The 23,831-nt window shown below is 56.3% G+C and carries 19 protein-coding genes; 7 read left to right on the forward strand and 12 right to left on the reverse strand.

Features of this window, described 5'->3' with window-relative positions; translation table 11 throughout:
* Window positions 1–68: 68 nt before the first annotated feature.
* Window positions 69–938, forward strand: coding sequence for an alpha/beta fold hydrolase (locus DRW39_RS09395; RefSeq protein WP_116106785.1), 870 nt, complete (start codon window positions 69–71; stop codon window positions 936–938).
* Between the two features lie 59 nt (window positions 939–997).
* Here DRW39_RS09395 and DRW39_RS09400 read toward each other — a convergent pair whose 3' ends face one another.
* From DRW39_RS09400 to DRW39_RS09420, 5 genes are read right to left on the reverse strand one after another with little or no spacing between them, the layout of a single operon-like run.
* Window positions 998–2,032 (reverse strand): NAD(P)/FAD-dependent oxidoreductase, encoded by a 1,035-nt coding sequence (locus tag DRW39_RS09400; RefSeq protein WP_116106786.1) that lies wholly within the window; start codon window positions 2,030–2,032, stop codon window positions 998–1,000.
* A gap of 39 nt (window positions 2,033–2,071) precedes the next feature.
* Window positions 2,072–2,761 (reverse strand): phosphoadenylyl-sulfate reductase, encoded by a 690-nt coding sequence (locus DRW39_RS09405; RefSeq protein WP_116106787.1) that lies wholly within the window; start codon window positions 2,759–2,761, stop codon window positions 2,072–2,074.
* A gap of 2 nt (window positions 2,762–2,763) precedes the next feature.
* On the reverse strand, window positions 2,764–3,552 hold the full coding sequence (locus tag DRW39_RS09410; RefSeq protein ID WP_116106788.1) for a bifunctional precorrin-2 dehydrogenase/sirohydrochlorin ferrochelatase: 789 nt from the start codon (window positions 3,550–3,552) through the stop codon (window positions 2,764–2,766).
* A 28-nt stretch (window positions 3,553–3,580) separates the two neighbouring features.
* On the reverse strand, window positions 3,581–4,381 hold the full coding sequence (gene cobA / locus DRW39_RS09415; RefSeq protein WP_116106789.1) for a uroporphyrinogen-III C-methyltransferase: 801 nt from the start codon (window positions 4,379–4,381) through the stop codon (window positions 3,581–3,583).
* Window positions 4,382–4,403: 22 nt separating this feature from the next.
* Window positions 4,404–6,524: a nitrite/sulfite reductase gene (locus DRW39_RS09420; RefSeq protein WP_116106790.1), complete on the reverse strand. Its 2,121-nt coding sequence runs from the start codon at window positions 6,522–6,524 to the stop codon at window positions 4,404–4,406.
* A 331-nt stretch (window positions 6,525–6,855) separates the two neighbouring features.
* On the opposite strand from DRW39_RS09420, the gene DRW39_RS09425 reads away from it, so the two are divergent.
* The 4 genes from DRW39_RS09425 (at window position 6,856) to DRW39_RS09440 (ending at window position 13,226) form a co-directional block, all read left to right on the forward strand.
* Complete coding sequence (locus tag DRW39_RS09425; RefSeq protein ID WP_157976026.1) at window positions 6,856–8,796, forward strand: alkaline phosphatase PhoX; 1,941 nt, start codon at window positions 6,856–6,858, stop codon at window positions 8,794–8,796.
* A gap of 63 nt (window positions 8,797–8,859) precedes the next feature.
* On the forward strand, window positions 8,860–10,824 hold the full coding sequence (locus tag DRW39_RS09430) for a cytochrome-c peroxidase (protein WP_116106792.1): 1,965 nt from the start codon (window positions 8,860–8,862) through the stop codon (window positions 10,822–10,824).
* Window positions 10,824–12,266 (forward strand): FG-GAP-like repeat-containing protein, encoded by a 1,443-nt coding sequence (locus tag DRW39_RS09435; RefSeq protein WP_157976027.1) that lies wholly within the window; start codon window positions 10,824–10,826, stop codon window positions 12,264–12,266. The genes DRW39_RS09430 and DRW39_RS09435 overlap by 1 nt, the downstream gene beginning before the upstream one ends.
* A gap of 378 nt (window positions 12,267–12,644) precedes the next feature.
* On the forward strand, window positions 12,645–13,226 hold the full coding sequence (locus tag DRW39_RS09440; protein WP_116106794.1) for an RNA polymerase sigma factor: 582 nt from the start codon (window positions 12,645–12,647) through the stop codon (window positions 13,224–13,226).
* 130 nt (window positions 13,227–13,356) lie between these two features.
* Here the strand turns inward: DRW39_RS09440 and DRW39_RS09445 are convergent, their stop codons facing one another.
* Both DRW39_RS09445 and DRW39_RS09450 read right to left on the reverse strand, forming a co-directional pair.
* Window positions 13,357–14,682, reverse strand: coding sequence for a RagB/SusD family nutrient uptake outer membrane protein (locus tag DRW39_RS09445; protein WP_116106795.1), 1,326 nt, complete (start codon window positions 14,680–14,682; stop codon window positions 13,357–13,359).
* Window positions 14,683–14,744: 62 nt separating this feature from the next.
* On the reverse strand, window positions 14,745–17,648 hold the full coding sequence (locus tag DRW39_RS09450) for a SusC/RagA family TonB-linked outer membrane protein (RefSeq protein ID WP_116106796.1): 2,904 nt from the start codon (window positions 17,646–17,648) through the stop codon (window positions 14,745–14,747).
* 303 nt (window positions 17,649–17,951) lie between these two features.
* On the opposite strand from DRW39_RS09450, the gene DRW39_RS09455 reads away from it, so the two are divergent.
* Both DRW39_RS09455 and DRW39_RS09460 read left to right on the forward strand, forming a co-directional pair.
* Window positions 17,952–19,067, forward strand: coding sequence for a hypothetical protein (locus DRW39_RS09455; protein ID WP_116106797.1), 1,116 nt, complete (start codon window positions 17,952–17,954; stop codon window positions 19,065–19,067).
* A complete protein-coding gene (locus DRW39_RS09460) occupies window positions 19,067–20,506 on the forward strand; it encodes an O-antigen ligase family protein (RefSeq protein WP_116106798.1) in 1,440 nt (479 codons plus the stop codon). Before DRW39_RS09455 ends, DRW39_RS09460 begins: the two co-directional genes overlap by 1 nt.
* On the opposite strand, the gene crcB is transcribed toward DRW39_RS09460, so the two are convergent.
* From crcB to DRW39_RS09485, 5 genes are all read right to left on the reverse strand, one after another.
* The gene (gene crcB / locus DRW39_RS09465; RefSeq protein WP_157976028.1) at window positions 20,479–20,853 is read right to left on the reverse strand and encodes a fluoride efflux transporter CrcB; all 375 of its coding nucleotides are present in this window, start codon (window positions 20,851–20,853) and stop codon (window positions 20,479–20,481) included. The genes DRW39_RS09460 and crcB overlap by 28 nt on opposite strands.
* Entirely contained in the window at window positions 20,850–21,956 is a 1,107-nt protein-coding gene (locus DRW39_RS09470; RefSeq protein WP_116106800.1) for a glycosyltransferase family 4 protein, read from the reverse strand. The genes crcB and DRW39_RS09470 overlap by 4 nt, the downstream gene beginning before the upstream one ends.
* A gap of 88 nt (window positions 21,957–22,044) precedes the next feature.
* Complete coding sequence (truA, locus tag DRW39_RS09475) at window positions 22,045–22,815, reverse strand: tRNA pseudouridine(38-40) synthase TruA (RefSeq protein WP_116106801.1); 771 nt, start codon at window positions 22,813–22,815, stop codon at window positions 22,045–22,047.
* Entirely contained in the window at window positions 22,812–23,507 is a 696-nt protein-coding gene (tsaB, locus tag DRW39_RS09480) for a tRNA (adenosine(37)-N6)-threonylcarbamoyltransferase complex dimerization subunit type 1 TsaB (protein ID WP_116106802.1), read from the reverse strand. The genes truA and tsaB overlap by 4 nt, the downstream gene beginning before the upstream one ends.
* Window positions 23,504–23,830 carry an MGMT family protein gene (locus DRW39_RS09485; RefSeq protein WP_116106803.1) on the reverse strand — a complete coding sequence of 109 codons (327 nt, stop codon included), beginning with the start codon at window positions 23,828–23,830 and terminating at the stop codon, window positions 23,504–23,506. Before DRW39_RS09485 ends, tsaB begins: the two co-directional genes overlap by 4 nt.
* Window position 23,831: the final 1 nt, after the last annotated feature.

The raw sequence follows: 23,831 nt of genomic DNA on the forward strand, positions 1-23,831 counted from the left end.
ACCGACATATATATGTACAGATGCGATGATTATGATCGCACTGAGTTGATAACCAAAACATTCATATTATGCTTTTCATTAATACAACTGACAAACAGTCGGGCAAAGAAGTACGTCTACGTTACCAGGAATACGGTAGCGGTAAGCCCGTAATATTTATTCACGGCTGGCCCCTGACCGGTGATATGTTCGAATATCAGATGGAACCGCTAAGTCGGGAAGGTCTGCGCTGTATTGCCTATGACCGCCGTGGTTTTGGCCACTCCTCTAAAGTGGGCGAAAGCTACAATTACGATACGCTGGCCGATGATCTGAACGCCGTAATCACGGAACTCGATCTGCGTGACGTAACGCTTGTCGGCTTCTCGATGGGAGGTGGCGAGATCGCCCGCTACATCGGAAAATACGGTAATGACCGTCTGTCCGGTGCTATTTTAGTGAGTTCCGTAACCCCCTATATGTTGAAGACCGACAATCACGACGGCGTGAAGTGGGAAGTCTTCCAGGGAATGATAGACGGCATCCGTAAGGACCGTGCTGACTTCTACGCCAACTGGGCCAAGCAATTCTACGGCATCGGTCTGTTGAACCACCCCGTCAGTGATGACTTCCAGGCCTGGACGCTGGGTATGGCCCTGACCGGCTCCAGCCGCGCAGCGATTGACTACGTCGAAGCCTTCGCCAAGACCGACTTCCGGGAGGACCTGAAAAAATTCACCGTACCGACGCTGATCGTACACGGTGAGGATGATAAGATCGTACCCATCAACGTAGGTGGTGATGCAACGCACAAACTGCTGCCCAACGCCATCTACCACAAGTACGACAACGCACCCCACGGCTTGTTCTACACCCACCGGGAGCGGTTGAACCGCGACATTCTGTCCTTCATCAACACGAAGGCCACGAAGCCCGAGCGTGAAATCGCGGTACACTAAACGTACCGGCGTTTCGCCAAAGAAAAGCGGCCGTTCCCGATTGGGAACGGCCGCTTTTTTTATGCGGTAACGGAGGCTTCTTCCTCCTTGGGGAGCCCCTGGACCCCGTTAACCGTGGTGTATTTGAAGCTTAGCTTCTTATCGGGGTAGATGTAACTGAAGGCAGACTGTACGGCCATCGTTCCCTCGTGGAACCCGCACAGGATCAGCTTCAGCTTTCCGGGGTAGGTATTGATGTCACCAATGGCGTAAATACCGGGTACCCCCGTACTATAATCACGAGTATCTACCTCGATCGCATTTTTGTCGATGGTCAGGTTCCAATCGGCGATGGGACCCAACTTCGGAGACAGGCCGAACAGGGGGACAAAATCATCGACCTCGATCACTTCTTGTTCGCCCGACTTGTGCTTTACGGTCACACCCTGCACCTGGTCGTCGCCGACGATGCCGACGGCCTGCGCATTGGTGAGGAGATTGATTCGTCCGCTCTGGGCCAGGTCGTGCACTTTCTCGACACTGTCCAGCGCGCCGCGGAAGCTATCCCGCCGGTGTACGAGCGTGACTTCCTTGGCAACGTCAGCCAGGAAGATCGTCCAGTCCAGCGCGGAGTCGCCGCCACCCGCAAGTAGCACTTTGCGATCGCGGTATACTTCCGGATCACGGATGACGTAGGCTACGCCGTCGTCTTCGTACTTTTCAATGTTGGGGATGGGTGGCTTGCGCGGCTCGAAGCAGCCCAGCCCTCCGGCGATGCAGATAACGGGAGCTTCGATTACGGTGCCGCGGCTGGTGGTGAGGCGGTACATCTTCTCCCCTACTTTTTCCAGAGACTCCGCCCGCTCCCCCAGGGTGAAGCCGGGGTTGAAAGGTTTGATCTGTTCCATCAGGTTATCGATCAGCTCACCGGCTAGTACACTGGGGTAACCGGGAATATCATAGATCGGCTTTTTGGGGTATATCTCGGTAAGTTGTCCTCCGGGTTGCCCGAGGGAATCGACCAGGTGACAGCGCATCTTCAGCAGACCTGCTTCGAATACGGTAAACAAGCCGACGGGACCGGCGCCGATGATGAGGATATCAGTTTTAATCATTGTCTATTACTTAGATCGGGAAGTCCGATAGTCTATTAATCAGGATAGGTGGAGGCCGCATTCGTCCTTGTCGGACCCGGCCCAACGTCCGGCTCTACCCTGTCCGGGTCGCGTACAGTGCGTACATCCGATTGAGCCGTAACCGAGCTCTTCGAGGGGGTGCCGGGGAAGCTTGTCTTTCTCCAGGAGGTACAAAAACTCTCCCTCTTCGATATCAATCAGCGGGTGAAAGTGGATCAGGCCGTCTACTTCTTCAAAGATTTCCATGGCCGCCCGGTTCATTGTCTGGTAGCTGTGGACGCCGGACATCCACACTTTGTGACGCGCCTTCACCGCCCGTAGCGGCATGACCTTGTTATAGTGGCAGCAACGTCCCGGCTGGGATTCCCACATCTTGGTTTCCCGTGTCAGGCGGTTCCGCTCCGGATCCGGATGGATTTCGATGACTTGCAGTCCGGTGAGTTCCGCCAGCGTATCCTTATATGCCAACGTTTCCGGAAAGTGATAGCCGGTATTGAGCATGTGCACCTTCTGGGTGGGGTTGGCCCGGCTGACCAGCGTGAGCATCACCACGGATTTCGTACCGAAACTCGATGTAAATAGCACCTCATCCACCGGACAGTAATCGTACAGGCGGGCGATGCGCTCCTGAAAATCCAGGGGCGCAAACTCTTCGTTAAGGGCCGCCAGGTCCAGGGTGAGGGCGGTTTCTGAGTGGGGTAGGCTCATCGTCAATTCAAATTTTCCTGCTGGCCGTCCGTCGGGGTGGCGTCGGGCGCAGGTGAAGCGTCATTTGGTTTGGCAGCAGCCGCTAATAAGCAGCCGCCGGGGGGACATGAACGACCGGGACTCGCAGAGGACAGTAAACCACTCGTCAATGTATTCAGTTCACGCACCTTAGTTTGGAAGTCGCCGGTGAGCCGGTCCCGGAAGTCGTGTAAATGCTCAATTAAGTCGGTCGTCTCCAGCTCCGGCAGTTCGGCCTCCAGCCACTGCCGGAAGCGCTTGGCAAAGGTGGGACTCTGGCCGTTCGTGCTGATGGCTACCTTCAGCGGTCCGCGGGTAACGATACTACCCAGGTAGAAATCACAGAGTGAAGGCGTATCGGCCACGTTCGTAAGCCGGCGCTCGGCCTTGGCGGCTTCCCAGACGGCATAATTGACGTCCTTGAAGTTGGTGGCGGCAACGACCAGATCGACCTCTTTGACATCCGCGGGCTGAAACTCGCGGCGGTACCAGCTTACGATTCCACCGGCCGGAGTATGCCATATACCATCCGGCTTCGCTGCGCTTCTTTCTACCTGCGCTCCGCCGCCATCCAATGCGACGGTATCGCGCTCGTATGCATCGAGCAAAAGGCGCAGGTCTTCCCCCATCCACGGGGCCACGATGGTCACGCGGGCGTTGGGACTACTCTTTAGAATGAAGCTCAACTTCTCCTCTCCCACCTGACCGGCACCTACCACGAGCATCTCGAGGCGGTCAAGACGGAAAAAAGCGGGATAGAGGGGATTGGTCATGGGGATTTACGATTTACGATTTTTCGATTTACGATTTATCGGGGGAGGCCAGTTCCTGAATGGCGGATCGTAGGTCGCCGTGGATGAATTCCTGGTGCTGGCGTACGGTTTCTCCCAGGACGATGATGCCAGGTCCTTTGTCGCGTTCGGCGAGGACGCGGGGGGCGATCTCGTTAACGGTTCCTACCCAGCAGCGTTCGTCAGGGCGGCTGCCGTTCTGAATGACCATGGCGGGAAGATTTCCCCGGCCTTCGGCATCCCAGAGGGCACAGATCTGATCCAGGCGTCCCAGCCCCATGAGGATGATGACCGTGGCATTCGAACGAGCGGCGCGGAAAAGATCGTCACTCAGGCCTCCGTTGCGGGTGTGTGCCGTGATGACCCAGAAACTGTCGGCGTATCCACGGCTGGTGGGCGCAACCCCCTGCAGTTCCGGAAGACTGATGCAGCTGCTGATGCCCGGAACCACCGTCACGGGAATACCCGCCGCCTCGGCGTGTGCCTTTTCTTCCTGACCGCGGCCAAAGACGAAAGGATCACCGCCTTTGAGACGCACCACGTGGCCAAACTCGCGGGCGGTCGTCACGATCAGCTCGTTGATCTGCTCCTGCCGTTTATAATGGCACCCCGCCCGCTTCCCCACGAAGATGCGCTGACAGTGTTCCGGCGTTTCGTCCAGCAGATCCTCGCTGCTCAGCGCGTCGTAGAGCACCACGTCAGCCGTGGCGAGGGCCTTGAGCCCCTTGCGGGTGATCAGGTCCGGATCGCCGGGGCCGGCACCGACAAGCGTGACCCGGGGGCTACGAGGATGTATTGGGGGCCGTGTCATAAAACTTGTTTTAGGTACTTTTCTATGCTTTGTAGTACTCGCTGACCACGGTCTTATCCAGCTGACGTTCGCGGGTGGCGATCGCTTTGGTCACGAAGTTGCGGGCGTCGGCAAGGTAAGCGGAAGAGAATTCATTGGAGGGTTCGGTCCGTTTGATGCGGAGAACGAAGGACTCGAAGTCCTCGATCTCCGGAAAACGATCACCGAAGTGGGTTGGAAAGTCCCGAAGTATCCCGATATGGGTGTTACACTTCTGGTCTTCGGACAGGAGGAGCGCCTTGGCGGCGGTGACCATGGCCGAGTAGGCATGGTAACCGGCGTCGGCGGGCGCATCGGCCTGTAGGCTGATCGCGGCGGCATCCAGTTTGGTGGTGCTGTCGTTGAGGATGGCCCCGATAACGTCCAGACTCACGCCGGCGCACTCCCCTACCCCGATCTCCTGCTTGTATTCATCGTCCTGGCCCCAATCGTAGAACTCATCGTCGGTGATCTCGGAGGTATCGCCCAGTGGTTTGAGCAGTCCGTAGAAATACCGTTTGCCCTGCCGCTCGGCGTAGTCGTTGTAGTACTCGCCCTCATTGGCCTGGTCGCGGTAATCCTGGAAGAGGATACGGATCACGTCGGGCACGCGCCGGGTCGGCACCTTGATCACCTTTTGGGCAATGAACCCGCGCCCGTCGGGGGCGATGCCGCCACCTACGACGACCTGCATGGCCGGGGCGATGCGGTCACCGACGCGCAGGCTGGATCCGTGAAAACCGATGTTCGCGGCCATGTGCTGACCGCAGGCATTCATGCAACCGCTGATCTTGATGCGGATATCGTCTTCCGTGACCATTTCGGGGTACTCCTTCCGGACGAGATCTTCCAGGACCTGCGCCAGGCCGGTCGAGTTGGTCACGCCGAGCGCGCAGGTATCGGTGCCGGGGCAGGCGGTGATGTCGGCCGTCGTATCATAGCCGGGAAGGCCGAGATCGAGGGCGTAGAGTCCGTTATACAGGTGGGGAAGCGCACTGGGTGGCACGAAGCGCAGGATCATACCCTGCTGGACACTCAGTCGAATGTCGTCGCTGGCGTACTTTCGGATCACCTCTGCCAGCAGGCGGGCCTGTTCGGCCTCGAGGTTACCGAGGGGTACGCGGATGGCCACGGCGTGGTAGCCTTCCTGCTTTTGGTCGATGACGTTCGTCTTGCGCCATTCGGCGTAGGCTACGCGGTTAACCGGCTCCACCGGGGGGAAGCTGTCTTCGGGAATGTCGCCTAGCGTAGGCAGAAAGGATTCGTCCACCTCGTAGCTCTTGTTGGCAATGGCGGGCCATTCCTCGTGGACCAGTTCCATGAAGCGGTCGAAGCCGAGGTCCTTGATCAGGAACTTCATCCGGGCTTTCATCCGCTTCTCCCGCTCGCCGTAGCGATCGAAAACGCGGATCGAGGCTTCCATGAAGGGAATGATCTGATCGGCGGGCAGGAATTCGAAGGCGGTGTGCGCCACCATGGAGACCGCACCGAGACCACCACCGATGACGACTTTAAATCCTTTCTGTCCTTCCTTCAGGCGGGGGATAAAGCCAAAGTCGTGGAAGTAGGTAAAGGCACTGTCGCGGTCGCTGCTGGAAAAGGCGGGTTTGATTTTGCGGCCCATCTCCTGGCAGATCGGATTGCGCAGGAAGTAATCGAAGGAGGCGTATACATAAGGACTTACGTCGAACAACTCCTCGGGGTCCACCCCGGCGAGCGGGCTGGCGGTCAGGTTGCGGACCGTGTTTCCGCAGGCCTCCCGGGCCGTCATACCGGCATCGACCAGTTCCTGCCAGATAGCGGGGCTATCGTTCAGTTTGACGTAATGCATCTGGATGTTCTGACGGGTGGTGATGTGCAGCCGGCCGTTGGTATACTTCTCGGACATATTGGCCAAAGCGATCAACTGGCTGGGCGTGATATGGCCGAAGGGGATCTTGGTACGGAACATATGGACGCCGGACTGCCGTTGTCCGTAGACGCCGCGCGTAAGGCGATAGTGCTTGAAGCGGTCCTCGTCTTCCTTACCGCGCTGGTAGGCGTAGATACGCGCGGTCAGCTCAGCAATATCCGCCTGGTTGGCGGCTTCAAGTTTGGAGGGGGCAGTAGTCACGGTCGAATTCATACTCCAAGTTACAGGTAAACGGTGCCCCCGTTCGAGTCGAAGCAGGATCATTCGATCATATGAAAGAATAATTCAAGGGTATAACTTATTTAAAATGAGCTAAATACAAATTAAATAAATAATATACGTTTAAATATTAACATATATTTTTTACTATAATATTAATTTTAGTGTAGTTCCCACACTTCCCGGTTAAATATAGATTAAGCAATTAACATCTACTTCAACCAGCCTTAACACCCGAATGAAAATTGGTAATGTAGACTTAGCGCCACATTTTTCGCTCCCGTTGATTCCGTAGAGACCTTTGGCCTATCAAACCAAAGCACCTATGCGAACACTGTACCTTTTGCTTTTATCGATGGCCGTTTCCGGTCTTCCGGCCCAGCTGGTTTTCCCGGCTGAAATCGACGCTCCCGAAGATTACGCTCCCGTTGAGGAAGTCATGCCCCCCAGCCCGCTGCGCCTTCAGACCCTCTTCATCGGGGGGATCGATCTCGTGCAGACTACCGCCACCTACGGTAACGATGCCAACCAGACGAACGCCAAAGAATGGCACGACTTCATCGGCTTCACGCCGGACACCACCACGGAGAGCCTCGGTTGGATCAGCGTTAACCACGAGTCGATCTACCGCGATGATCGCATTGGTGACGGCGGAGGGATGACCGTGTTCCGCGTTGAACGAGACGAGGAGTCGGGCGACCTCAACATTCTGGACCAAAATCTGGAAGACGGACGCGCGGGTAAGTTCTTCAACGTCGACTTCGTCAACACGGTCGGCGAAACCGGCATGAACTGCGGCGGTATCAGCTCCATCGTCGACGGTCGGATCTGGACGGCGGAAGAATGGTTCCGCGATGATAATGCCTCCATCAACTACGGTAACTTCTCTAATTACAATCAGTACGACCCCGCCCCCGTCTCCTACCCTTCCGCCGTAGGCTTCGACGAAAACAGCGTCGGCAGCGGCATCAATCAGGGCGTGCGCGACCTGCGCCCCTTCCCCGTCGACGCCCCGGAGTTCCCCTTCATCGATGGTGATACCATCGCGAAGTATGAAAACTTCAACTGGATGGTCGAGATCGACCCCCGCCAGGCCAAGGCCGTGCGTAAGCAGTACAATTGGGGCCGCCAGGGCTTCGAAGGTGGCGTGGTCAGCGCGGATAACAAATACATCTACCTTGGCGTGGATGCTACTCCCGCCTTTTTTCTGCGCTTCGAAGCCGATACACCCGGCGACTTTACGCAGGGGACCCTGTCGGTTTATAAGCACGACGCGGAGGAGAAGTGGGTCGAGCTGAATAACAACAGCGCCCGCAACGTCCTGAACCTGGATTCGCTTTCAATCGAGGCCGGAGCAACCATGTTTAACCGCAACGAGTGGGTAGCTATCGACCCGACTACCGGTATTGTATACTGGACCGAAACCGGACGGGACTATCCCGCCGGAGCCTGGCGTGACGAAGCCGAAGCAGGTGCCGTTGTGGCCCCGCACCACGCCGCCCGCGCCGCCGCGCAGGGAGAAAACATCACGGCGCTCAGCGATGAATACTGGGACTACTACGGCCGGGTTATGCAATACGACCCGGAAACCGAGGAAATTTCCGTCAAAATCGAGGGCGGTCCTTACTTCAATGAGAGCCCCAGTCAGACCAATTACCCCGACAAGCACCTGAGCAACCCCGACGGCCTGAACGTGATGACCATTGACGAGCAGCAATTTCTGGTGATCTGCGAGGACCTGAACGGAGAGACCTTCGGACGGATGCCCGCGGAAAACGGTTCGGGCGGCAGTGGCGTACGCAACCGCATGTGCGAACTGTACCTACTGCCCATCACCGACGGGACCGCTACCGTTGACGACCTGATCCGCATCACCGTAACACCGGTGGGCGCGGAGATCACCGGGGCCATACCCACGCCGGACGGAAAGAGCCTGCTCGTGAACAGTCAGCACCCCTCGTCGGAAAATCCCTTCCCCTACAATCACTCGCTGACCTTTGCCATCCACGGTTTCGACGAACTCACCACCACCTCCCTGCTCCCCCCCTCCGGTGTCGATGAGGCCGTAGGTTTGGAAATTTACCCGAACCCTACGCTCCAGACGGTTTTCCTGAATCGCCGGCAGGACGTTGCCCTGTACAATCAGACCGGTCAGCGGCTACGGGTATTTCGCAACGTCACCCAAATTGACGTTAGCGATCTGCCAAGCGGTGCCTACTACCTGCGCTCGGACGAAGGCCAGCTCGTCAAGCTAATCAAGCATTAATTCCATTCCAGTTGATTACCGACCGGCGGGGTGTTTACCCCGCCGGTCTTTTACGTTTTAGCCATGCTTGCTTCCTTTATACCGTCCAGGTACCTGCTATTCTCCTTTGCCACTGCCCTGTTCCTCTGGCGCGTGGTCGCGATCGGAGACCCCTTCTCCGATCAGGGGCTGACCACCGCGCTCGAAACCGTCAACGAGCAATTTCACCAGGACCTGGCCACATTTGCCGCCGAAGTAGCCGCTTATCGGGACCTGGCTGAAAGGGACGCTCCACGGCATAAACTGCAGGAACAGCATCTCCGCACGCGGGCCGCGTTCAAAAGGTGCGAGTACCTATTGGAGTACCTGGAACCGGTAACGGTACGCCGGCACCTGAACGGAGCCCCCCTGCCGAAGACCGAACCCAAGGTGCCGGAAATCAGGGTCATCGAGCCGGTCGGACTTCAGGTACTCGACGAATTGGTGTTCGCCCCGGAAGCGGACCCGGCCGAAATCCAGGGCCAACTAGGCAAACTGAGCGTAGCCAGCGAGCAGGTCCTGACGTACTACGGAAATATTCAGCTTCAGCACCGCTTTATATTCGAAGCTGCCCGCGAGGAAGCGGTCCGCATCTTCACCCTCGGCGTAACGGGATTCGATACCCCGGGATCCGGCGCGGCAATCGGGGAAGCGTTGACCGCCCTTCGAACGTTGGACGCCGCGATGGCCGGCTACCTGCCCTACATTGCCGAACGGGATACTGCTGTAGCGCGCGAACTTCGTGATGCCTTTCACCACGGTACTTCTCTCTTGGAGCGCGGGGAGTTTGAGACATTCGACCGCTTGGAACTGCTTCGGAAATCGATCAACCCCCTGACCAGATACCTACCGGCGGCCCAACGGCTGCTGGATATTGAATCGGCCCAGGACAATCCCCGCTTAAGTCATCCGGTTAATGCGAACGCGCACTCACTCTTCAGTGCCGATTTTCTTAACCCCGATTATTACGCACGGACGGAGGCCGGCCCCCTTGACGATCGCCGCCTGGCTTTGGGGGAGCTCCTTTTCTTCGACCCCGTACTGAGCAAAGACCTCCGTTTGAGCTGTGCCTCCTGCCACGATCCCAAACTTGCCTTTACCGACGGGAAACGGAAGAGCTTCGTACGCAATGCCCCCACGCTAATTAACAGTGTCTACGCGGACCGATACTTCTACGATCTGCGGGAAGAGTTTCTGGACCGGCAAATTCGACACGTCGTGGTAGACAGCCTCGAATTCGCCACCGATTTTACGGACATCGCCGAGCGACTCAATCAAAGTGGTACCTACCGAAAGCTCTTCGCCGAAGCCTACGGCGACCAACCCCGGTACCAGCTATCCGCCTGGTCCATCAGCGATGCGCTGGCCCGTTACGTACAGAACCTGACCGCCCTGGATAGCCCCTTCGACCGCTATGCGCGGGGGGAAACCGATGAACTGGCTCCACGGGTGCGCGAGGGCTTCAATCTGTTCATGGGAAAAGCGGTCTGCGGCACCTGTCACTTTGCCCCGACTTTCAGCGGGCTGGTGCCCCCCTTCTACACGGAGAATGAAACCGAAGTACTGGGGATTCCGGATTCCTTCACTGTAAGCCAGGCCAGGCTGGACCCGGACCCGGGGCGCATTCGCAGCGGCCGGCCCGAAGACGAAGTCTACTTTCAGGCCTTCGCCTTCAAAACACCGACGGTGCGGAATGTCCAGGCTACCGCTCCGTATATGCATAACGGCGTGTACCAGGATCTTTACCAGGTGGTTGACTTCTACAATCGCGGTGGCGGGAAGGGAATAGGCATCCACCTGGAACATCAGACGCTGCCCTTTGATTCGCTGGGGCTGGATGCAGACGAGATGGATGCTATCGTCCACTTCATGGAAGCACTAACGGATTACGAACGACTCGATAGCCGCCCCGACCACTTGCCCACCTTCGAAAAACGCCCCGAGTGGAACGATCGATATCGTACCCCCGCCCCGGTGATCAAGGCCGCGAACGAGACAACCGGCGATTAGTGAGAATTCTCCTTTTCATGCTGATGCTGATCGTGCTATGCGGAATAGGTTGGCTGTGTCACCCGATTGCCGCAGTGACGGATACCGCTGATTCGGGGGCGCCGCTTTTCCGGCAACACTGCGGAAGTTGCCACCAGCTACCGGCCCCGACGGACCTTCCCCTCGGCGCCTGGGATACGGTAGTGCTGCCGCGCATGCAGAACTTCATGACGGCCGGCGGGGGCGGGTTGCCGGCAGGGGACTGGGAACGACTACGCCAGTACATACTGACCCGAGCACCGGAACACCTGATAACAAAGGACATTCGTGCAACGGACTCCCCTCTCTTCGAAGCGCGCTTCCCGGCTATGTACAGCAGTCCGCCGAGCGGTACCTTCTTGTCCATCCTACCCGGGCGGGGCATCATTCTGGGAGACATTAATAAGGAAGGCTTGTTCGTATTCGATACCTCGCTGCGGAATACCCAGTTTACCTATACCGGCAAAGGGGTTACGTCGATGGCGACCTTCGGACCATCATCCTACGCTACCGTGATCGGTTCCTTTTCCCCTACTGACGAGCCAACGGGCCGGTTGGTGCGGCTGGCGGCGGATTCCGCGGTGATGTTGATCGATGGATTACGACGGCCCACGGACCTACTCGCTCTCCCTACGCCAGGCAAGTCGGCTCCCAGCTTCATCGTCTCGGAATACGGGAAGTGGGCCGGACGGCTAAGCTGGTACGTTCCCGACGACGACGATCGCTACGGACGCACGGTACTCAGTCACCGGCCCGGCCCCATGGCCATCGTTCGCGAAAGTGAGCAAGCCTTTTTGGTACTATACGGACAGGGGGATGAGCGCATCGTTCGGTTCACCCGCTCGCCGGATGGATGGGAAGAGCGGACGCTGCTGCGGTTTCCCCCCAGCTACGGATCGAGTTCGCTACGGTTGATCGACTGGAACGGGGACGCCTGGCCCGACCTGGTGTATACCGGTGGCGATCATGCCGACTACCGGGCCGCGCCCAAACCGTACCATGGCATCCGGATTTTTACCGGGTCGGCTGATGGGAGTTACCGGCAAGCTGAATTTATTCCGCTGCCGGGGGCCTACGACGCGGTGGTGGCAGATTTCGACGAAGACGGCCAGCGGGACATAGCCGCCATTGCTTTCTTCCCCGATTTTCGGCAACGTACGCCGGCGTCGGCCGTCATCTTTCACCGGCGGGGCCGCGAGTGGGTGCCTGCCTTACTTCCGGCGTCGGGCAGCGGCAGATGGATCCGACTGGCGGCGGGCGACGTAGATGGTGACGGCGACCTGGACCTGGCAGCGAGTAGTCTCGCTATGGAGCCCGACGTGGACGGGGATCAATTACGGAAGTGGGTAGCGAAAGGTCTACCTTTCGTTCTCTGGAAAAACAAGCTCAAGGGCAATACGGAGTTGGCGGCGGAGCGCAGGTAGAAATATTTTTCAGAAAAATTTTAACGTTCACATAATTATCCGAAGCCTCGGCCCGTTATCTTAGCATCACACTTAAGATTTCTATTCTTCACTTATCCTTATTTATTGCCTAGCGATTTAGTTTTACTTTCGACTTGTCTGTTTTTGTTTTCGACTTTAGCTTGAAATTGTCTGTTAAAAGTCAGTTAAACATAGCCTCCTCAGTAGTTTTGGATTTGGATGTTTGGCATGTTTACCTATCTTTGACTCGACAAAGGGATTGCACCTCCCTCTTCAATTCTAAAGTCTACTATATAAGTCTACGTCTACACTAACTGTCAACTGGCAATAGCGCCGGATCCCACTTCGGGAAAAATCCCAATTTGAAACTTGTTAGTCATGGACGTTAAGACGCTCAACGATCAGGAATTGATCAACCTTTACCTTTCTGGCGAAGACCGCGCATTCGAGGAACTCCTCGGGCGGCACCAACAGAAAATCTACACCTCTATTTACCTTTTCACGAAGGATCACAGCAAAGCGGAAGATATCTTCCAGGAGGTGTTCATCAAAATCATCGATACGCTGCGTCGCGGCAAGTACAACCACGAAGGCAAGTTCCTCCAGTGGGCCATGCGTATCTCCTACAACATGTGTGTTGATTCCTTTCGCCGGAACAAGCGTCGGCCTCAGGTCGGCCAGACGGAGACGTTCAACATCTTCGACGTCCTTCAATCCGAGGAGCACAACGCGGAGCAGGGAATGATCCGCACCCAGACCCACGACAAAGTTCGTAAGCTCGTCGATGCCCTTCCCCCCGAGCAGCGGGAAGTTGTCATCCTGCGTCACTACGCCGACATGAGCTTCAAAGAAATCGCCAAGCTTACTCAGGTGAGCATCAATACGGCACTCGGTCGTATGCGCTACGCCCTGATCAACATGCGCAAGATGATCGAAGAGAAGCAAATCGCTCTCCAGTAGCGCTACTAACAAGCCAGTTTAGACAGCAAAGCCCCATCGCCTATCGGCGGTGGGGCTTTTGTTTTGCGCCATTAAAAAAGCGGATCGCAGCCCGGGCTGCGATCCGCTTTTTTCTAGATCAATCGAATGCTTAGGCATTCTCCGAGAGGGGAATCGGAAATTGGGTGAAGATATCATCGCCTGCTCGGTCGATCGGTAAATACTGATCGTTGAGCCGATCGTAACGGCGCAGGTCGAACATACGGTGCCCTTCCCCCCATAGGCTGTACTGGCGCTGATAGAGCATTTCGTCGATCAGCGCGGATTGCTCCACCGGGCCGTCGTAATCATCTAAACCAGCTGCGTTACGAATAATATTGAGCGCGTCCACGGCTTCCTCAAGATTACCCAGGTTGAGATTTGCCTCCGCGTAGATGAGTACGAGTTCTTCGTTGCGGATAATATCGATTGGCGAGGTAGCCGTCTCGTACAGAGCGATTTCATAATTCCCATTCAGACCATCCTGGCTGGTCGATTGTACGCGGCGGCGGAATTTTGCGTCTACGCGCAGGTCACCCATTGTCGTATCGGCGATGATCTGGGGATTGACGATGATTTGGTCGCCACTCTGCCCCGGCGTCTTAAATAGTGGATTGATAAAATCACCCGGCCCCGTACCGAATACCATTTCAGGACCTGCGTATAGCAGGTCGGTACTATTGGAGTCGATCTCGAGATTTAAGAAACTGTCGTCTAGGTAGGTCAGCGCGTCCTGGTAGCCCTCACCGTGAATGGCCACCCGAGCAGCTATGGCCCGGTTAAATTCGCTAAAGGTGGTCGGTGTGTTAAATCCGGCAAAACCGCTGGAGAGCGTAAAGGCAAACTCACTACCCTGAAGTTGACCGTAAGCCTCATCCAACAGACTAAGAATGGCGGCATATCCCTCTTCCTGCGAAAGGAAAGGCCCTAGGTTTTCGGGATCCGCTACGTCTACGCGCACGCCATTTTCCCCCAGCATATCGAGAACGCGACTCAGTGCGAGTGCCTTCATCGTGTTGGCAAAGCCGCGATAGCCGTCCTTTTCGGCTTCGGATACCGAATTGGTGTTATCGAGCGCCTGAAGCAGGATATTAGCATTCTTTACAGTGGCATAGCTACTGTTGAAGGGGCCCGTGATGTAGAAGGTATTATTGTCCAGTACGTTGTCATCTTTGCCCAGCAGGTCCTCGGTATTCCGGGGGTCTGCGTCGAAGATGTAGAGCTCGCGGGCTATCGAACCGCTGGCCGTCACGTAACCGGCATATCCGTTTCGGATACTTGCCTCGATTCCGGTAGCCAGGAGTGAGAGCTCCGTTTCTGAAGCATCGGTAAGTACACTTCCGATAATAGGACCATTGGGATCGAATTGCTCATCTATAGAGCAGGCCGGCAAAAACGCCAGGCACGCCAGGAGCGATAAAAAAGAAAAAGTCTTCATAAGTCTATTTTTGCAAGTCCGGAGTCGGTACACCCCTCCGAAATTGGGAAGTTTGGATTGGGTTAAAAGTCCAGACCGATCTGCAGGTAAAACTGCTTGCTGCTGGGGAAGGGTGTAACCTCAAGGTTAGTGGACAGGCCGCTACCTCCATTGACGGAGGTTTCCGGGTCGTAGCTGCTGTAGTCGGTGATCGTGAAAATGTTGCGTCCCGAAACACCGATCCGCAGGCCGCGGATGTATTCGCTTTCCAGGGGGAACCGGTAAGAAATACCCGCCTCCCGAAGCCGGAAGTAAGATCCATCCTCAATAAAGCTATCCAGATTGTCATATTCCCGGGGGGTGGTACCTCCCAGGTCGGTTAGCAGGCGAGACAAATTAAGCAGGTCACTGCCCTGACGCCAGTGGAATAGGAAGTTTACATCCAGATTCCGGAAGAGGGTCATGTTATTATTCCATCCGAACTGAAAATCCGGTTCGGTATTACCCACCTGGGTAGGTCCGTCTTCGGAGTTTTGCCAAAGGCCAGTGATGGGTGAGCCCTCATTGATGTAGAAAGTACCCAAGCCAAGACCGAAGCCCGCCCCGGGAGGAACGAAACTGGCGATATCCTCTCCTTCGCTACCATTCTCGACCCCCAGTCGGGTTACTTCACTGCGGTTTAGCCACAGGTTGAGCGTGGTCCGGTATTCGAAGTTGAGGGACCGTACCGGATTCAGGCCCAGCTGAAATTCGAACCCTCGGTTACGGAGATCAAGATCGTTGCGGATTTCATTCGTAAAACCAGAAGAAGTCGGCAGAGAACGATCGTACAAAAGATTGGTCACGTCGCGTATGTAGTACGTGGCGGCAATGTTGACCTTATTGTCAAACAAGCCCAGGTCAGTGCCGAATTCAAACTCCGAACTGGTTTCCGGCTCCAGGCTATCGTCGCCCTGACGTCCGTTAACGACGAAGCCGGACCGGCCGCCGATGCCAACGTTGTTCAATCCGGTGAACAGGCGCCCGAAACTGGCACTGTTGCCGGTCTGTCCGTAAGCCGCGCGAAGTTTCAGCTGGTCGATAGGACCGCCGGGATTCCAGGAATCAAATTCGTTCAGGTTCAAGGCCACCGATGCCCGTGGGAAAGCATATAGCTTGTTGGGGTCACCGTTTAGGGATGACTTATCGAAGCGAATGCCCCCCGTGAGGATGACCCGATCATACAGGTTAATTTCTTCCTGTAGGAGATACCCGAATTCCTCGACGTTCAGTAGGGTCTGGTTGGTTGACTGGGCCGCGCCCTGGCTCAGGTTAGTCTGGAGAGGGATGAGCTGGGTGGTCTGGCTAAGCAGTTGGTCCGCCGACTGATTGAGGTAGGTAATACCGGCCTGCGTTGTAAAATTAATCCCGTCTTCCGTGTAGAAGTCGTGGACCGCGATAGCGCTGTAGTTATAGTTGAACAGATCGTTCTTACCCTCGGCAAGGAAGCCATTCTGAAGCCCACGCTGGGACTGAAAAGTTTCCGGAACGTAGACGAAGGTTTTACTTAGGATGAAGTCAAGCCCACCGTTGAATACGAAGTTGAGCGACTGGCTGCCGGTTTGCAACAACCTCAGGTTAACATTAATGCCTTCCAGCACCCGGTCGATGTTTTCTTCATTTCGCGTTTGATCGCGGGTCTGGAGAGGATTACCGCTGAAGTTGGGGTTATCCGGGTAATTGCCGTCAGCATCCGGGAAGAGATTGACGTAGTCCCGGGTGAAGGCCAGGGTATAGCCGTAAGAAAGCCCGCCCTCGTTCTCGTTTCCGCTGAAGGAGCGGGAGGATTCAGAGCGAATGTAGTTGGTGTTAGATTGAATCTTCAGCCAGTCGTTGACGTCGTGAGTCAGGTTAAGACGGGCCGTGAACCGCTCGTAGCCGGTGTTTTTAATGATCCCGTCTTCATCGCGCCAGCTGCTGCTGACGAAAAAGCTGGTCTTTTCGTTTCCACCACTTACGCGTAGCCGGCTATCGGTGATGAAACCCTTCTCGCCGTAGATGATGTCTTCGTAATCAAAAATCTCGCCGTTTGCCTGGGCGGCTTCAAAATCGGTGCGGGCATCCGCTCCGAAGGTTTCCTCTATCTGGGCGGCCGTGTAAGAGCGGCGGCCCACCTTCCGGATGATGGTATTGAAACCGAGATCCTGGTTGAAAGAGACACGAGTTTCCCCGGAAACACCCTTCTTGGTGGTGATGATGACCACACCGGCGTTGGCACGGGTACCATAAATAGCGGCAGCCGACGCTCCCTTCAATACCTCGATACTTTCGATGTCGTCAGGGTTAATGTCCGCGATGCGGTTGGAAGCGCCTTCCTCATTGGCGGCGTTGGCGCCCGAGGCGTTACGTGATCCGCTGGGGATTTCAGCGTTAGAAATGTATACCCCATCCACGATGAATAGGGGCTGGTTGTTACCGGATAGGGACGACACACCCCGTAAGCGAAGGGCGTAACCGCCGCCCGGCGCCCCGGAAGTCTGGGTGATGTTCACCCCCGTTAGTTTACCGTAAAGTGCGCCGTCCACGGTCTGCTGAGAGGTGACGCCCGTAAGTTCCTCCCCGCTGACTACCGACACGGCATTGGCCAGGTTAGAGCGCTTGATGGTGGAAGCCAGGCCGGTGACTACGACCTGTTCCAGGTTGGCCACGTCCGGCTCCAATACGATTTCCAGGGGGGCGATGCCGCGACTCACTTCCACGGTCTGCGTGCTGAAGCCCGTATAGCTGAGCCGAAGTTCGCCGGGATCCTCCTCTATATCGATGGAGAAATTGCCGTCAAAGTCGGTGACCGTGCCCGTGGTCGTTCCGACCACCAGGACCGTGACCCCTATGAGGGGTTCCCCATCGTTGTCGGTGATCGTACCCGTCACCGGATACTGCCCGAACGCGACCGCAGGAAGTAAGAGTGCCGGCAAGAGAAGCCAGCAGAAACGAATAATTGCTTGCATTACGAGTATGGTAGTTACAGTTAGCGTTAAATCAGCAACGTGGCAGGGCGAATATTCGCTGCCACCTTCAGATCAAATATACTGTCGAAACGCCATCTCGCATACAATAATTTGCTTTTGCCCGGATTGGTCAGTTCACGATTGAAAAGAGGTGAGACAAGCTATACCGCAGGCCACGTTTTGAGACGCTTACTTATCCACAGGGTATTCGAAATTCCTTGCTGTCGGTAAATATCATTCTACCTGCGCCCCGCCGCAAAGCCTGTGCTTACCTTTGCGCGCAGCCTAGCCCCAATACTGTCTATGCACGTATCCCGAAATCCGACATCCCCACCCCCCGACAATCTCCTTGGGGTGCTGCGCACGCTTTGGCGTTGGCGAAAGCCTATCCTGCTGACTACCGCGGCAGGGGCGATACTGTCGATCGTCGTATCCTTATTACTGCCCGTTTACTATACCGGATATACGTCATTCGTGGCGCTCAGCCCGGAACAGATATCTATAGAAAGCACCTTTGGCAATACGGGCCAGCGCGTACAGTTTTACGGAACGGGCGACGATATAGACCGATTACTCTCCGTCGCGGAAAGCAACGAGGTCATCGATTTTCTGGTCGATAGCTTCAACCTGTATAGCGTCTACGAGATCGACAGTACCACCGCTAAAGGTCCGGTGCGGGTTGCCGAGGAATTGCTCAGCCACTACGACATCGAGCGCAACCCACGCGATGTCATTGAACTGACGATCGAGGATAAGGACCCACTGCGCGCGGCCGATATGGCGCGGGCCGCCCGGCGAAGGGTCGACGAGATCAACCTGGCGCTAATCCGGTCTACCCACCGGCGAAACGCCGCAGGCCTGCTTCGCGAAGTCGAAGACGGGCAGCGACGGCTCGATGAATTGAACGAGCGGCTGTCCCAAATTCGGCAGGAGTCGGGGGTGTACAATACCGAAACCCAGAGTGAGGTGCTGGCGACTACTTCCTCCTCGGTGGATCAACGCATCGCGCTGACGGAGGCGAGATTGGAAGAGTTCCGCAGCCGGGGAACGCGGGACAGCATTGTAAAATTGTCGGTTGACCTGAGTGGCTTGCGCCGCAGTCGGGAAGCGATTGACCAGCAACTGGAACGGCTGAATGCCAGCATCGGTCGTATTGATAATATGCAGGAGGAACGCCTACGGACCAACGACGAGCTAACGCAGAGCCGGACGCGCCTGAAACAGTACGAGACCATTCTTGTGGGCGAGCGCAGTACGATGGAGGTCATCGAGGAAGCGACGGTTCCGCTGGTCAAGAGTTTCCCCATCCGGTGGCTGATCGTGGTCGGCGTGACCATGGTAACGTTCATTCTGGCCGTGGTGGGAGCGTTATTAATTGATTCGGGCCGGCGCTACGACTGGGGAAGGATCACCCGCTAATGGGCTGGCCGCTCCGCATCTACCTCGCATACGCGACGGCTGGGCTGCTCTGTCTGCTTCTGGCCGTGGTCAGCCAGCAGTACTGGCTGGCCGGCGTACCGGTGCTGGTGCTGGTAATCGGTAAGGCTATACTGGATTTTCGGCCGCTCTTTTGGTTGCTGCTGGTTTCGATTCCACTGGGTGCGGAAATCGCGTTACCCGGTGGTTTGAGTACCGATCTGCCTACGGAACCTATAGCCATCGGCCTTACCGGCCTGTTCATCCTGCACGCCGCCCGGCACTGGCCCGAATACGATCGCGGCGCCTTTCTACACCCTATCTCCCTGTTGCTTTACGTCCACGTCGGGTGGATTCTTTTTACGAGTCTCTTTGGAGAGGTAGGCTTGGTTAGCATCAAGTTCGCACTAGCCAAACTATGGTACATCGGTGCGTTTTTTTTGCTGCCCTTGCTGCTGCTGCGAACGCCGCGGTCGGTGTTGATTTTCGCACACTGCATTTTTTGGCCCCTGCTTTTTGTTGCCCTACAATCGCTTATCCGGCACGCGGGTTACGGATTCAGTTTTACGGATCAGTTCCGGACGCTCCATCCGTTCATGCGTAATCACGTTGCATACGCGGGAGCACTCGCGACCTTTACCCCCTGGTTTGGCTACCTCGTATACCGGCGATACCAGCGCGGTCATTCGTGGCGGTGGTTGGTCTATGGTATCGGTCCCGTCTGGTTACTGGGCATCTTTTTTTCCTACACGCGAGCGGCCTACGTGGCCCTGGTTCTAATCGTGTTGGCTTACTATATCATAAAGAAAATCCTGCTGCGGCCGGCCATGGTGCTTGCTTTCGCGGGCGCCGTCGGTGTAACGGTTTACCTGGTGCAGGGCGATCGGTATCTGGAGTATGCGCCCGATTTTAATAACACCATATCCCACGAGGAATTCGACAATCTGATCTCCGCCACCTACAAGCTGGAAGACATCAGCACTATGGAACGCTTTTACCGCTGGGTAGCGGGCGGCAATATGGTGCCCTACCGCCCGATTGTCGGCTTTGGTCCCGGCAACTTCGTCGAAACCTACAGAGGCTACACAAACAACAACTTTCGAACGTACGTCAGTGACAACCCGGAGCGCAGCGGTATCCACAACTACTTCTTAATGACCGCCGTGGAGCAGGGTCTTCCCGGCCTGTTTTTTCTGTTGCTGTTCTTAGGTAGCATCCTGTACTACGGCCAGTCGCTTTACCGGAAACAGACGGTCCCGGAGGCGAAAGCAGCCGCCCTAGCCGGGTTACTGGCGGTAATCGTAGTCGGTGCTTTCAGCATCCTGAACGACCTGCTGGAGACGGATAAGGTAGGCTCGCTGTTCTTCATCAGTACCGCCATTCTGATCAATATGGGTCGCTACCGAGATGGAAATCAGGACGCGGAGGCCGAGGTGGAGTAAAGCACCAAAAAGATACTTCCTATTCCCACTATCAGGCTAGCTGCCAAATACAGCGAGGCCATCAGTAAATGACCTTCCTGCATTAGCGCGAGCAGTTCTGCGGAAAAGGTGGAGAAGGTGGAGAAGCCCCCACAGAAGCCAGTGAGCAGTAAGAGCTGCTGGCCCGGAGATATTTGCTGTTTCGTGGCTAGCGAAAGGCCAAGTCCCAGCACGATACAGGCTAAAAAATTGGCCCCGAAGGTCGCCCAGGGGAAGCTCTCCGTAGTGCCGGCTGGTAGCATCTGGGCGAGCGCATAGCGGGCCGAGGCACCAAGGCCGCCGCCTAAGAACACCAGGAACCAGGTCACACGGTTTGGGGTACGCGCGCTGGCTCGGTCACTTGCACGTTCTGTTTTTCCCGGCGGATCCGAATCATATGGCGATGCAACAGATAGGTGAGCATAATGGCCAAGCCGATCTCGATGCTTAAGATAGCGTGCAGATTGAGCAGGGGGTCCAGAAAGAGGGCCAAACTGATGAATCCCAGGTTGACCATCGCCAAAATGAACGTCGCCTGTACGTGGCTGAAATTAGAATCGATGAGCAGGTGATGGATGTGTCGCCGGTCGGGCTTCATGGGGCTTACCCCGCGGAGGGTGCGGGTGATGAAAACCCGGATGGTATCGAAGAGAGGAATGATCAGGATGCCAACGGCTACCGAGATCGGATTGACGAAGCGGTAGGACGACCGAATGGGTGCGGTGGAACAGACATCGATGAACTCAACCGTCATAATGCCAAGCAGCATTCCAATGACCAGTGCACCGGTATCCCCCATGAAGGTCTTTTGCGTCTTCGACATATTGTAGTACAAAAACGCGAGCATGCCCCCGGCGGCCGCCAGCGCGAGAATACCCAGGTATACGTTTCCGACCACGAAGAACCAGGTTCCGAAGGTCAGCATGCCGATGATGCCTACCGTCCCGGCTAACCCGTCGATTCCGTCAATCAAGTTGAATGCATTGCTGATTACGAGTAGCGTAAAGGCGCTGGCGGCAATCGAGAGCCAGTAAGGCAGTTGTGCATTGACCCCAAAGAGGTCGTAGAGGCTTTCCAGCCGAATTCCACCCCGGGTAACCAGAATTGCGATGGCAATGACCAGGCCCCCCGTTTTCTTTCCCGCGCTAAGTTGGCTTATGTCGTCCTTCGTACCGATCATAAACACGATGACCAGCGCACTGAGGATAAACTGCAGGCTTTCCCACTGCTGCATCGGGGTGAGCAAAAGGGAGCAGAACAGGATACCCAGAAAAATCGGGATGCCACCGAGGCAGGGCGTGATGGTATGGTGACTGCTGCGGGCCTCCGGCGTCGCGACCAGCTTCTTCTCAACGGCTATGCGGATCACGCTGGGCATGATGGCGAAAACAAGCGCGAATGAGATCAGAAAGCTGAGTATAAATACAAACATACACGCGGGTTAATAGAGTGCAGGGTTTAGCCTTCTACCAAATCTGCCAGGCCAATAGACCAAGTACGCAAAGATAAGATAGTCAACTTTAGTACGAAAGTTCCTGCCAGGCGGTTCGACTTGGATAAACGACCGACGTTAAGAATAAGCCTTCCGCCGGAGCACTCAGCGGACGCGGCAGGCGTTCCTGGCGGTCAAGACAAGTGCGGAGGTCATCTACGCTCAACTTGCCCGCTCCTATCTGCAGGCAGGTACCAACGATCAGTCTTACCATACCCCGAAGGAAGCGATTGGCGGATACCCGGTAGCATAATTCGTCCGCCGTGAACGTCCAATGACTTTCCGAAAGGTAGCAGATCATGGTAAATGCGTCGCTGTTCGATTTACAAAACGGCGAAAATTCATTATATCTCGGGAGCAGCGCCGCCGCCTGCTGCATTTTCTCGTGGTCGAGGGTGCCATAGGCCGGAAGCCAGGCTACGGTATCCGTACGGAAAGGATCTTTGCGCAGGGAAATCCGGTATTCGTAGCTCCTCCCGGTAGCGCTGAAACGAGCGTGCAGGTCGTTATCCACTTCGCATAAGCGGTACAGAACAATGTCATCGGGGAGGAAGCGATTCATGCGCGCCAGAAATCGCGTCGGAAACGCACCGGCATAATCGAAATGGGCGACGTAATCACTGGCGTGTACCCCCGCGTCCGTCCGCCCGCATCCTACCAGCTTAATTTCGGCACCCAGTATCGTGGATAGTGCCGTATCGATAGTCTCCTCGACCGAAACCGCGTTTGGTTGCCGCTGCCAACCGGCATAAGCCGTTCCCCGGTAGGCCAATTCGAGTAAGTAGCGGCGTTCGCTCACAGCAGCGGTTTCTTTTTAGAGCGCGTAACGAAGGGGGCATTCAGGTAGAACGGTTCGTAGGCGCTGACATCCGGTTGCTGGCGTGACTCCCGAATGTTGTCCGCCAGGAGATAGCGGGCCAGGGCCGTCTCGGGTTCCGTAAACGTGAAGGCATTATCTCCGTCAAGGGCTTCCCGTACCCTAGCCTGCCCGGGTCCGCACACCGCGATATGGCCTAAGCCCGCTCCCTTTAGTAGCCTGCCCCGCCATTTCGGATCGGTCAGGCGCACGTTGAGCACCTCGGTTTCCGGAAAGAGATCCCGCGCGCGAAAGAGCTGGCCGAACACTTCTCCCTTGCGGGAATTGATCGTTGCCAGGATACGGTCAGCCCCCATTCCATCCGCCGCGCCGGCCAGTGCGTGGAGGGTGGGAACCGTGTAGAATTGAAGCCGCGGTATCCCCAGGCACAGTCCCTTTGCCGTAGCCGCACCAACCCGCAGGCTGGTGTAACTTCCGGGTCCGTCGCTCAGCACGAGCGTATCGACTTCGGTAAACGAAAGGCCTGCCTCCTCCATCGCTTGCTTTATAAGGAGCGTCAGGTGGCTGGCGTGTTGATGCACTTCGGTTGCCATCGCTTCGGCGACCAGGGTACCGCTGCGGACGATGGCTACGGAGCAGATATCCGTGGCGGTTTCGAGGGACAATTCCGTCATTGGTCAAGCAACTCCGTGGGTGACCAGAAAACCCGTTCGAAATCGACAACACGGTCGTCAATAACCACAACCCCTTCCGCTTCGAGGCGCGATTGCATCACGTCTGGTGTCCGGAAATATTTGCGGCCGCTGAGTTCCCCTTTACGATTGACTACCCGGTGGGCGGGAACATCATCGGCGGTGAGGGAATTGAAGAGAGCCCATCCGACCATCCGTGCACTGCCTAGCGTAAGGAAGTCGGCGATCGCTCCGTAGGTAGTGACCCGCCCCGGTGGAACCAGGCGGGTGACATCATGCACCTGCTCGATATAGGCTGCCCCCAAA

Source organism: Lewinella sp. IMCC34191 (assembly GCF_003390935.1).
Lineage (GTDB): Bacteria > Bacteroidota > Bacteroidia > Chitinophagales > Saprospiraceae > Neolewinella.

Excerpts from the sequence above, each read along its gene's own strand:
- DRW39_RS09450 (WP_116106796.1), bottom strand. The coding sequence starts at position 17,648 with ATGCAAGCAATTATTCGTTTCTGCTGGCTTCTCTTGCCGGCACTCTTA.
- DRW39_RS09430 (WP_116106792.1), top strand. The coding sequence starts at position 8,860 with ATGCTTGCTTCCTTTATACCGTCCAGGTACCTGCTATTCTCCTTTGCC.
- DRW39_RS09400 (WP_116106786.1), bottom strand. The coding sequence starts at position 2,032 with ATGATTAAAACTGATATCCTCATCATCGGCGCCGGTCCCGTCGGCTTG.
- DRW39_RS09455 (WP_116106797.1), top strand. The coding sequence starts at position 17,952 with ATGCACGTATCCCGAAATCCGACATCCCCACCCCCCGACAATCTCCTT.
- cobA (WP_116106789.1), bottom strand. The coding sequence starts at position 4,381 with ATGACACGGCCCCCAATACATCCTCGTAGCCCCCGGGTCACGCTTGTC.
- DRW39_RS09445 (WP_116106795.1), bottom strand. The coding sequence starts at position 14,682 with ATGAAGACTTTTTCTTTTTTATCGCTCCTGGCGTGCCTGGCGTTTTTG.
- DRW39_RS09460 (WP_116106798.1), top strand. The coding sequence starts at position 19,067 with ATGGGCTGGCCGCTCCGCATCTACCTCGCATACGCGACGGCTGGGCTG.
- DRW39_RS09425 (WP_157976026.1), top strand. The coding sequence starts at position 6,856 with ATGCGAACACTGTACCTTTTGCTTTTATCGATGGCCGTTTCCGGTCTT.
- DRW39_RS09440 (WP_116106794.1), top strand. The coding sequence starts at position 12,645 with ATGGACGTTAAGACGCTCAACGATCAGGAATTGATCAACCTTTACCTT.
- DRW39_RS09395 (WP_116106785.1), top strand. The coding sequence starts at position 69 with ATGCTTTTCATTAATACAACTGACAAACAGTCGGGCAAAGAAGTACGT.
- DRW39_RS09405 (WP_116106787.1), bottom strand. The coding sequence starts at position 2,761 with ATGAGCCTACCCCACTCAGAAACCGCCCTCACCCTGGACCTGGCGGCC.
- DRW39_RS09410 (WP_116106788.1), bottom strand. The coding sequence starts at position 3,552 with ATGACCAATCCCCTCTATCCCGCTTTTTTCCGTCTTGACCGCCTCGAG.
- tsaB (WP_116106802.1), bottom strand. The coding sequence starts at position 23,507 with ATGACGGAATTGTCCCTCGAAACCGCCACGGATATCTGCTCCGTAGCC.
- DRW39_RS09470 (WP_116106800.1), bottom strand. The coding sequence starts at position 21,956 with ATGTTTGTATTTATACTCAGCTTTCTGATCTCATTCGCGCTTGTTTTC.
- DRW39_RS09420 (WP_116106790.1), bottom strand. The coding sequence starts at position 6,524 with ATGAATTCGACCGTGACTACTGCCCCCTCCAAACTTGAAGCCGCCAAC.